The sequence below is a fragment of the Propionispira arboris genome (genome assembly GCF_900109225.1).
GTDB classification, from domain to species: Bacteria; Bacillota; Negativicutes; order Selenomonadales; family Selenomonadaceae; genus Propionispira; species Propionispira arboris.
This window is the reverse complement of the sequence record NZ_FNZK01000001.1, coordinates 412,556-422,799: the sequence shown is the minus strand read 5'-3', so window position 1 is coordinate 422,799 and position 10,244 is coordinate 412,556. Positions and strand designations below refer to the sequence as shown.

Annotated in this window: 7 protein-coding genes, 5 tRNA genes and 1 rRNA gene; 1 reads left to right on the top strand and 12 read right to left on the bottom strand. The window is 38.4% G+C overall.

Features of this window, described 5'->3' with window-relative positions; translation table 11 throughout:
• From BMY14_RS01895 to BMY14_RS01865, 7 genes are all read right to left on the bottom strand, one after another.
• A 16S ribosomal RNA gene (locus BMY14_RS01895) occupies nucleotides 1-298 on the bottom strand; the annotation flags it as partial.
• Between the two features lie 74 nt (nucleotides 299-372).
• Nucleotides 373-447 (bottom strand) — tRNA-Gly (locus BMY14_RS01890).
• Nucleotides 448-996: 549 nt separating this feature from the next.
• Nucleotides 997-1,082: transfer RNA gene (locus BMY14_RS01885), tRNA-Tyr, on the bottom strand.
• Between the two features lie 13 nt (nucleotides 1,083-1,095).
• Nucleotides 1,096-1,172: transfer RNA gene (locus tag BMY14_RS01880), tRNA-Arg, on the bottom strand.
• 61 nt (nucleotides 1,173-1,233) lie between these two features.
• A tRNA-Ile gene (locus tag BMY14_RS01875) sits at nucleotides 1,234-1,309 on the bottom strand.
• Between the two features lie 10 nt (nucleotides 1,310-1,319).
• Nucleotides 1,320-1,394, bottom strand: a tRNA-Gly gene (locus BMY14_RS01870).
• Nucleotides 1,395-1,579: 185 nt separating this feature from the next.
• Complete coding sequence (locus BMY14_RS01865) at nucleotides 1,580-2,959, bottom strand: amino acid permease (RefSeq protein ID WP_245741207.1); 1,380 nt, start codon at nucleotides 2,957-2,959, stop codon at nucleotides 1,580-1,582.
• Between the two features lie 228 nt (nucleotides 2,960-3,187).
• On the opposite strand from BMY14_RS01865, the gene BMY14_RS01860 reads away from it, so the two are divergent.
• Nucleotides 3,188-3,817 (top strand): YigZ family protein, encoded by a 630-nt coding sequence (locus tag BMY14_RS01860; RefSeq protein WP_091828679.1) that lies wholly within the window; start codon nucleotides 3,188-3,190, stop codon nucleotides 3,815-3,817.
• A gap of 56 nt (nucleotides 3,818-3,873) precedes the next feature.
• Here BMY14_RS01860 and BMY14_RS01855 read toward each other — a convergent pair whose 3' ends face one another.
• The 5 genes from BMY14_RS01855 to BMY14_RS01835 form a co-directional block, all read right to left on the bottom strand.
• On the bottom strand, nucleotides 3,874-4,287 hold the full coding sequence (locus BMY14_RS01855) for a VOC family protein (RefSeq protein ID WP_019552102.1): 414 nt from the start codon (nucleotides 4,285-4,287) through the stop codon (nucleotides 3,874-3,876).
• Nucleotides 4,288-4,403: 116 nt separating this feature from the next.
• A complete protein-coding gene (locus BMY14_RS01850; protein ID WP_091828678.1) occupies nucleotides 4,404-5,813 on the bottom strand; it encodes an SGNH/GDSL hydrolase family protein in 1,410 nt (469 codons plus the stop codon).
• Nucleotides 5,814-5,933: 120 nt separating this feature from the next.
• Nucleotides 5,934-7,193: an NAD(P)/FAD-dependent oxidoreductase gene (locus BMY14_RS01845; protein WP_091828674.1), complete on the bottom strand. Its 1,260-nt coding sequence runs from the start codon at nucleotides 7,191-7,193 to the stop codon at nucleotides 5,934-5,936.
• 211 nt (nucleotides 7,194-7,404) lie between these two features.
• The gene (rpoN, locus tag BMY14_RS01840; RefSeq protein ID WP_091828673.1) at nucleotides 7,405-8,769 is read right to left on the bottom strand and encodes an RNA polymerase factor sigma-54; all 1,365 of its coding nucleotides are present in this window, start codon (nucleotides 8,767-8,769) and stop codon (nucleotides 7,405-7,407) included.
• Nucleotides 8,770-8,856: 87 nt separating this feature from the next.
• Entirely contained in the window at nucleotides 8,857-10,140 is a 1,284-nt protein-coding gene (locus BMY14_RS01835) for a hexokinase family protein (protein WP_091828672.1), read from the bottom strand.
• Nucleotides 10,141-10,244 lie beyond the last annotated feature (104 nt).

The window sequence follows — 10,244 nt, the reverse complement described above, 5'->3', positions numbered from 1 at the left end:
TGATCGTTGCCTTGGTGGGCATTTACCCCGCCAACTAGCTAATCAGACGCAGACCCATCTTTTAGTGACAGCTTATAAATAGAGGCCATCTTTAGTAGCTTTCCCATGTGGAAAAGACACAACATTCGGTATTAGCACCGCTTTCGCGATGTTGTCCCCATCTAAAAGGTAGGTTGTCTACGCGTTACTCACCCGTTCGCCACTAAGTATTTTACCGAAATAAAATACTCCGTTCGACTTGCATGTGTTAAGCACGCCGCCAGCGTTCGTCCTGAGCCAGGATCAAACTCTCCAATAAATTATATTAGAGAACCTTGATAGGCTCAATTAATTAAAATTGATGTTCCTCGTATAAACTTGGAACGAATATTATGGAGCGGAAAACGAGATTCGAACTCGCGACCCCCGCCTTGGCAAGGCGATGCTCTACCGCTGAGCTATTTCCGCATACCAACTTAATTTTGGTTTGAATAAATTCAAACCCGCACATCTGGCTTGATACATGTTGGTACATATATCTTAATTACATTGTTTAGTTTTCAGAGAACACTGTGTGATTTCTGTTAATCAGCTTTTATATAGTAACACAACCATTTGGTTATTGTCAATATATTTTCTAAAAAATCCTGTTCAAACACTTAAAAATCTCTTTTAGTAGTTTGCTCTATTTTTTCTTGTTTGTCGCTGTTGTTTGCATCAGCGACTTGTATTATATTACACTATACTTTTTACATTGTCAACATGTTTTGTAATTTTTTTCCCAAATTTACTGTTTATAATTTATAAAGTAAACCCATGTACCTTTTTAAATAAAAAGCAGAGCCCCATTATAAAAACGAGGCCCTCAAGTATGACAAATAAATTTAATTTTCGTTTTGGAATCTTTTTATATTATAACCGAAGCGCCTCATTTGGTCAACCTTATGTTTCATTAAAGTTAACCATTTAGTGAAAAATAAAATGTACAAGCAAAGGCTGTACATTTATGAATTACAGTGGTGGGCAAGGATGGATTCGAACCATCGTAAACCGAAGTTGGCAGATTTACAGTCTGCTCCCTTTAACCACTCGGGCACCTACCCACAATATAATTTTTGGTGACCCTGGCAGGAGTCGAACCTGCGACCCTTTGATTCGTAGTCAAATACTCTATCCAGCTGAGCTACAGAGTCATAATAAAACAACCATTAAGTTTCAAAATACACAATCCAATATCTTTCCACTTTGAAAATATGGTGGGCCCATCTGGACTTGAACCAGAGACCGACCGGTTATGAGCCGGTTGCTCTACCAACTGAGCTATAGGCCCAGAAAGAAAATGGAGCGGAAAACGAGATTCGGACTCGCGACCCCCGCCTTGGCAAGGCGATGCTCTACCGCTGAGCTATTTCCGCATGTATCCCACTAGGTTGTATTCCCTAGGAACATTTATATATTATACCTATCTATTGTATGTTTGTCAATAGTATTGTAGGTTTTCAATTAATATTTTTTATTAACCCTCATAGTAGAAGTTACTTATATAAAAACAGACAGTATCGGTCTAATAAAAACCGATATTGCCTGCTTCTTGTATGGCTTATTCTTTTTGTATGGCCGGATGATGTACCACGTGATGTTTCTTTAGTCTATACCAAATCATCGGTACCACCATCATTGGGATACCCGCATATAAAGTAGACCGAAGATCTGCTGTAAAGGCAATCACCAATAAACAAATAACTTGAACCCAAATACCAAACAACGTGACATACGGGAAAAACGGTGTTTTGTATTTAAGTGTAGATTCAAGTCCCTTTGCTATAATTTTATTACGGAAATTATACTGACTCCAACAAATCGAAATCCAAGCCATAGCTCCCGTAAAACCTGATACTGCTAATAAATACGTATAAGCTGTTTCGCTCGCATCCAAAGTATACAAAGCAATAACCAGCCAGCAACCACAAACTGAAACCAAAATAGAATTTTGCGGCATTCCATTTTTATTAAGAGCCCCCAGCCATTTAGGTGCCATATCAATTTTCGCCAAAGCATGCAGTGTTCTGCCACTTCCATACAATCCTGAATTTGAACAAGAAATAGCAGCGGTCAATACCACAAACGCAAATACAGAACTTGCTCCACTAAGCCCATATTGACTCAGCGCCGCTGCAAAAACGCTTTCTTCTAAAGTCGCCTGATCCCAAGGCAAAATCGAAATCAAAAGTGAAATAGGTATGATATAAAGCGCTATGATGCGCCAAGTTACATTGCGTACCGCGATAGGAATACTTTTTTCCGGATGTTCACATTCTCCTGCGGCCAAGCCGATAATTTCTGATCCTTGAAAATTAACCATTATAATAACCATCGTTAAAATAATGGACCAATACCCATTTGGGGCAAAGCCTCCATGACCAAGCAAAATGCTGGTTCCCAGTACGCCTTGGTCACCAATCAAACCAAGACAGATCAGTATACTTACAATGCTAAACATAACCAGCGCTACAATTTTAACAATCGCCAGCCAAAATTCACTTTCACCAAACTTCTCTACGTTAAAAAGATTAATGACCGTCACAATCAAACCAAACAGAACAGCCCACCAAACCTGACTTACTTCTGGTATAAATTTATTCATAATAATTCCCGCCGCAATCATTTCCGACGGTACATAAGCAATCCAATTCAGCCAATAAGCCCAGCCCACCCCACAAGCCCAAGTGGACGAAATATTGTCTTTCGCATACGTTACAAAGGATCCCGAAACAGGTTTAGCTACAGCGAGCTCTGCTAAACACAACATAACGCAAAGTACAATTGCGCCGCCCAATAAATATGCCAGAATTGATGCCGGACCCGCTTTCTCTAAAACATATCCGGTTCCCAAAAAATACCCACTACCGATAATCCCGCCAAGGGATATCAGTTGAAGATGTCTGTTTTTCAAACCCCTATTCATCGTTGGTTCTTTCATGACTGTATTAACACGACCTTTCTTTCTATAAAAATATTATTCTTTTATTAAGTACATACAGGATACTACAAAACAAAAATTTTAGCTATACTAAAACTTTAAATTCATATAAACCTGATAAAATTTTTTCAAAAAAGCTGCTTTCCAAGGCTATATTCAATGGACAATTGGTTACAAACAGAAGCTTTTCCTGTATAATCAAAGAAAACAAATAAACGAGAGGATTTTATGGATATAAACTACAAAACAATTGACAAAGGTTCTACAGCTGAGTATGAAATCAGTAAATCTCGCTTTCTGGCCTTTGTGGAACCCATTGCCGATGAAGCTGCCAGTATGGCATTCATCAATAAAATTAAAAAGCAATATTTCGATGCCAAACACAACTGCTCGGCTTATGTCATTGGGCAAAGCACTTTACAAAAAGCAGATGATGATGGTGAACCTAGCGGGACTGCTGGCAAACCCATTCTGGAAGTCATCAAAAAAAATGAACTCAGTGATGTGGTCATTGTTGTAACTCGTTATTTTGGCGGCATAAAACTCGGTGCTGGCGGTCTCATTCGAGCTTATGGAAAAGCCGCTACTCTAGGTTTAGAAAATTGCGATATTGTCCTTCGTACCCTATTCATTCGTATTCGCATCGATATCGACTACACATTACTTGGTATATTAGAAAATAATTTTCACAAAAAAGATATCTTTATTGAAGATAAAATTTTTACTGACCAAGTCCAACTTTTTATTCTTGTAAAAAAAGAAGAAACCGACACGTTGACCCAAGACATTACAAATTGGACTGCAGCTGCTTGCAAAATAACGAAACTCAATGAAACCTACAAAAACATGCCAATCTAAAAAAGGCTGCATTCCCTTAGCAAAAGGAAATGCAGCCTTTTTTAGACCAATCAGTTTTAGCGCGCTTCTTTAAATGGTGAATACAATGTTTTATATTCATCGGTCTGCTCAATTAATTTATATACATAAACGTGCACACCATTCGGATCATCCACTACAAAGCTTCGTTCTCCCCATGGTTTATCCTGTAAAACCTGGCAGATCGTAATTTCTTCGTCTTGAAATTTTTCATACTCAGCATCGACATCTTCAACTTCAAAGGATAATATCATACCCCTGCCACCAAAAATTTCGCCTTCCTCTCGCTGCGGTAACGTAAAACTAATACCAGCATCTTCTGTCTGCGTGGTCAATTCAATATACCAATCGCTTTCATAAGCGAGTTTGAAACCAAAATATTTCATGTAAAAATCTTTTGATTCTTGCATTCGGTCCGTACTAAATGTTGTATCTATACGCTTTATTTTCATTTTATCTGCCTCCAAAAGTAAATCAACTATCAATTTTCTAAGTTTATTCAATAATTTTCTCGCAAACCTACACAAAATTTTTTCGTGCACATGAGACTTCATTTTATTTTTTTATATTAAGTGATTTGAAATTTATTTTTAAAATAATCGCCGATAGTTTGTCCAATAATTTTTTTACCTTCCATGTCTGGATGTAGTCCATCCGTCGTCAAAGATTCAGATAGCCATCCCCGCCAGTCCGTAAGCCGAGGCGTCACATCCACGTAAGCTGGTTGCTGCCTAACCCAGTTATTGATTTGCATTTGTTGATACTCCCATCCCGTGGTTGGGCTCAGACCAGCAACAGCTGTCATCAGTCGAGGGTTAATTGGGGTAACCGTAACAAAAACTGGTGTAATCTTATTGATTAAACATTTATCACGAATTTGGCTCAACACCTGTATAACCTGACCTGCCGAATCTCCAGCACGAATATTGTTAACCCCTCCCATAATGACAAGGAACTGTGGTTTAAACGGAAGGACGTCGGCATCAAAGCGGGCCAGCATTGACTCAACAGTATTTCCGCTAAATCCAAGGTTCAAAATCGGCACACCAGTATACGTTTCCCAATTGTACATTGTATAGCTCGGTGGATTTGATACAGCTCCGCCGCCATGTGTAATGCTATCGCCTAAAGCAGCTATTTTTATATTTGTATTCGTAACTATAAAATAGCTTGCCGTTGACCAATCGCTAATCGGCTGAGATACTGCATTTTCAGCACGCACTCGCCACCAATATGTACCAGGTTTCGCATAGGCTGTATCATCATAGTAATCATATTTTTTAGGATCCGTCACCCAATCAGTCTTAAGTAATTGATCCGGTGTTTTGGGATTATTATCATCATCAAAAAAAACCTGTATTTCATATGCATTAGCCTTCAGGTAAGGTATCCATGAATATACTGGATACAATGGTGTATAAGCCATTTTATCAAATTGTGTAGTTACTTTCGGTGCCGTAGGATTTACTTCCTGCAGAACCAACGGTTTTAATTCCGTAAACCGTGAAATAGGAATTCCATTGATATCCATCGCTCGCACCTGCCAATGCAGGTCGTCCCCCGCTACATTAAAAACAGCGGTAGCTAGTTCATAACCATTTGTATAAATTTCATCTTTCGTTGTTACTATATGATCTTTTACTGGTGATTTCCCCTTGGTAATCACCAGTTGATACATAACTGCATCAGCAACCTGATTCCAAGTAATGCGGACTTTATCAATCATTTGTGGTTCACTCACTGGACTGTTTATTACCAAAGTTTTAGCAGAAGGTTTCGCCGTCTCTGCTAAAGCCTCGCTGTGTTTAAGTGTAACTTTATAAGCCTGAACCGTTGTACTTTTGAGTTTCACTGCTGATTCTGTCTGCACTACAGATTTCGTTTCACTATGTCGTGCCTGTGCTTCTTGTAAAAAGCCGCCTTCTATGCATATACAAATAAGCAGACAGCTCCACGCACAGTATACTCTTTTCATCATAAACAATACCTCTATAAATAAGAATGTGGAATAAGTCTATAACCCATTCCACATTATACCACAATCTTATACAATTATATCTCAAGTTTAAATATTTTTCACACTGCATTTTCGGCTTGTTTATTCTTTCGTAATAATCCTGCCCAAACGAGTGCCTGAAAAGAAATTCCACATCCATTTTAAAGCAACAGTAATATTCGTATGTGTGCCCGCCAAACGCATCAAATGAACCACCATCCAGGCACACCAAGCAAAAAAGCCTTTCATCTGCCATGTACCTTTAAACATAACCGCATCGCCACGACCAATTGTTGCCATACTTCCTACATCTTTATAAGAAAATTCATCCAATACAGTTTCTCCACGAATCAGTTTCATGATATTACCAGCTGTAAGAAGTGCTGCCTGCGTCGCCACCGGAGCAATGGTCGGCAAAGGGCTTCCATCCTGCATAAAACAAGCATTATCACCAATAGCAAAAACTTCTGGATGATGGATTAACTGTAGTGTTTTTTGTACGACAACCCGCCCAGATCGATCTAGGTCTTCACCCAGCTTAGCAACAATCGGTACCGCTTTTACACCCGCAGCCCAGATAACCGTCTGTGTCGGAATCACTTCACCATTTTTTAATGTCAGTTTTTGACCATCATATTCTAGCACCTGTGAATTAAGACGTACATCCACTTTTTTGCGTTGCAGAACATGGATTGTTTCTTCTCGAAGATTATCTGGCATCATCGGTAACACTTTATCAGTAGCTTCAATTAATTTAATATCTACTTGCGAAAAATCAAGATTATGATATTCTTTCGCCATCACATGGTAGATAAGTTCCGATAAAGACCCCGCCTCTTCAATGCCAGTAGGACCACCACCTACACAAATAAATGTCAATAACTGCTTGCGTTTTTGCGAATCTTCTTCTTTATTCGCTTCTTCAAATATATTCAAAATATGATTACGAATTCGCACGGACTCTTCCAATGTTTTCATACCCATACAATGTTTTTCCAGCGTATCCATGCCAAAATAATTTGTCATCGACCCAGCTGCTATCAGTAAATAATCATAAAAAACAGGGCCATGATCCGTGATAATTTTTTTTGCGCCAAGATCAAAATCAATAACTTCACCTAAAAAAAACTCTACATTGTTATTTTTTTGAAAAAACGCCCGAACCGGATAGGCAATCTCAGCCTCTGCTAAAATTGCTGTTGATACTTGATATAAAAGCGGCTGAAACAAATGAAAATTATTTCGATCTACGATTGTAATGTCTACGTTTTCATTTGCTAAACTGCGTGCTGCTTTCACACCACCAAATCCAGCCCCAATTATAACCACATGTTTTCTTTGCTTGTTATCATCCTGACTCATATAGATCCCCTCGCCATCCTATAGAATCTGGCCTTATAAAAAATTTTATAAGGATAAACAAAAGCTCCTGTACTCTAAATATTCTTATTTTTCCATTTATTAAAACGATATCCACTAAGAAACAATATACGTACAAAGCATGGAGCTTGCCTCTATTATATGTGAAAGTTCAAAAAATAACAATTGTTTTTTAATATACTCTATATAGGAATTAATACCTTTTTCGTTTCACAGATGACAGAAATCCAAGCTGTTCCCGATACTTCATCACGGTCCGTCTTGATATATTCATATTTTTCGCTTTCAGCATATCACTAAGCTGCTGATCACTAAATGGCTTTTTACAATTCTCTTCTTCAATCATTTGTTTTAGCATCATTTTCACTTGACTGGCAATAAGTTCTTCGCCTTCCATCACACTACCCAAATTTGCGGTAAAAAACTTTTTCAGCGGAACCACACCATGCGGTGTCTCAACATATTTATTGGCAACCGCTCTGCTAACCGTCGATTCATGAACATTAACATTTTCCGCGATCGTCTTCATCAGCATGGGGCGTAAATAATTTGTTCCTTTATCGAAAAATTCCTTTTGCAGTCGTACAATTTCAGTAACTACATTAAATAAAGTCATCCGGCGCTGCTCGATGCTCTTTATGAGCCAGGCTGCTGAATTCACTCTCTGTTCAATATATTTTTTCGTATCATGATCAAAATTCACACCATTTTTATAGGTTGAACTAATATTCAGTTTAGGTGTTCCATATTGATTCACTAAAACAATATATTCATCATCTATTTTTCGAACCACAACATCCGGCACAATATAATCCGATTGTCTCCCGCCATAAGAGCTCCCTGGCTTAGGGTTAAGTTTACGAATAATATCAACTGCTGCCTGCACATCATTTGGTGAACAATTTTCTTTTTCAGCAATCATTTTAAACTGTGCACTTGCAACTGCATCAAGATGTTTATCGATAACAGACGCAATAAGACCTTGATATATATCTTGCTGTTTCGCTTGGATCATTAAACATTCTTTTAGATCACGCGCTCCTACACCTGCCGGGTCAAAAGTTTGAATTATTTCTAATATAGTCTCCACCGCTGCTTCACTCACTTGCATAGCTATGGCAATTTCAGCGCATGAAATACGCAAATACCCACAATCATCAATTGAGCCTACAATATACTCTGCAATTTTATGTTCTTCTTTTTTCGAAAAAGTAAAATTTACTTGCTCAATCAATATGTCCACCAGTGAATTTTGTGAAACCTCCATCACTTCAAAACTTTGGTTGGTATCATCACGTACAACTTTTCCTGGTCGCTCATCACCTAAATAATTTGCTAAATTTGCTATATCTTCAATGCTATACCGATCTGTCGTTTTTTCATCTACATCCGTTTCAGAAAACGATTCATCCATTTCTAATGCCGGATTTTCTAAATATTCATTTTCTATCATGGTACATAAGTCTTGTGACGAAAGCTGCAAAATCTGAATAGCTTGTTGTAACTTCGCTGTCATTGCTAACTTTTGTCCAAGATTCAGACTTAAACTCTGTTCCATACTAACAACCTCAATCAATCCTTATACTATAAGAACCGGCCCGATAAAACCAAGCCGGTCCGTTTATAATTTTTAGTCTTAGAAAATTTAAGTCACGGGTTCAATGGCACTTGCAATAGCTGCCCCGAGACCTGATCCTCCATTTTCCAGCACCGTATCCAATGCCGAAGCCTGTTCACCAAGTATATCATATAAAGCTTTTTGAATCGACTCAACACATAAAGGCATCTTTTCATAAAGAGAACCATCAACCGCTATGTGCTGCTTTCGAACTGTATCACCATCAAGATGCCAAATGATACCAGCGAAAGTAGCCGCCACAAGTCTGGCAGATCGAACCACAATTGCTTCGGCGAGTGCTCTAACCCATTCACACTCTTCTTGCAGAATGGTTCGTTCCAGTTTGACTTCCATAATTTTTTTCACATCATCCAATGCGGTCGTTTCATCAGATAAAATCGCCGACAAATCAATACTCGTAAAATCATAAGATTTATTACTTGCTCCAAAACCATTGGCAATCACCAAACCAAACAAGACCCCAAGATAGCGTCCTGATACCATTTTTTCCAAACGCTGTTCATTCGGTTTTTCTGACTGCTCATCTAAAATCTTATCATATGTATTCGGCGCAATTTTATTGAATGCTCCTGATTCCAAATTAATGATCATCCGAGCCTTCGCTTCACCTTTATAAGGTTCCAAATAACAGGTATTATGACCTGTTGCATAAATTGAACCAATATACGTCGAACTTTGTTTATAGGCCGCCGCTAAAAGCACGGCAACCGTATCATTGATCACAGCCGTCGGGCGAACATTGCCCACACCATTTCGCACGAGTGCCTCAGACAAAAGATCATTGACAACTTGACCTTCTACACCTTTCGTGGCAAACTCTTTGGTCCAAATAATTAACTTGGCATTGTATAAATTGGTTTGTTCAGACGGAAAAGAAAAGGTATGCCCAAGCAAAAATTCCTGCTCATGATTTTCATCGATAGCCTCATCCACAAGTCCTGCAATAAAATCAAATAAATCTTCCGCTTTTGCCTGGGCATCAATAAAATCATAAATCCCCTGAACACGCAAAGGTTTAGCAACTTTTTTCAATATTTCAAATTGACCATGTCCATGCAGTTTAATCCGTAAAACACGAATATTCGTCCCCCCAAAATCAAGTGCCAAAAACTCACCTTGTTCATCGCCTGCTGGCAGACCCACATACGATTTAAGCATACGCAATGAAGATGTCTGCTCATCAACCAGTCCCATTTCTATATCACGTCTAAAAGCAGCCGAAATTTGCTGAAGTTCTTCTTGATTAACCGTAAATTCATCAATCATGCTCTGGAATTTTTGTTTGTTCAAAATAATAACCCCCTCCTTATCATGCAACCATTAAAAATAAAAAATCTTCTTATATTGTACCATAAAAAAGTCCGATGGATAAGTATTATCCATCGGAAAATCAA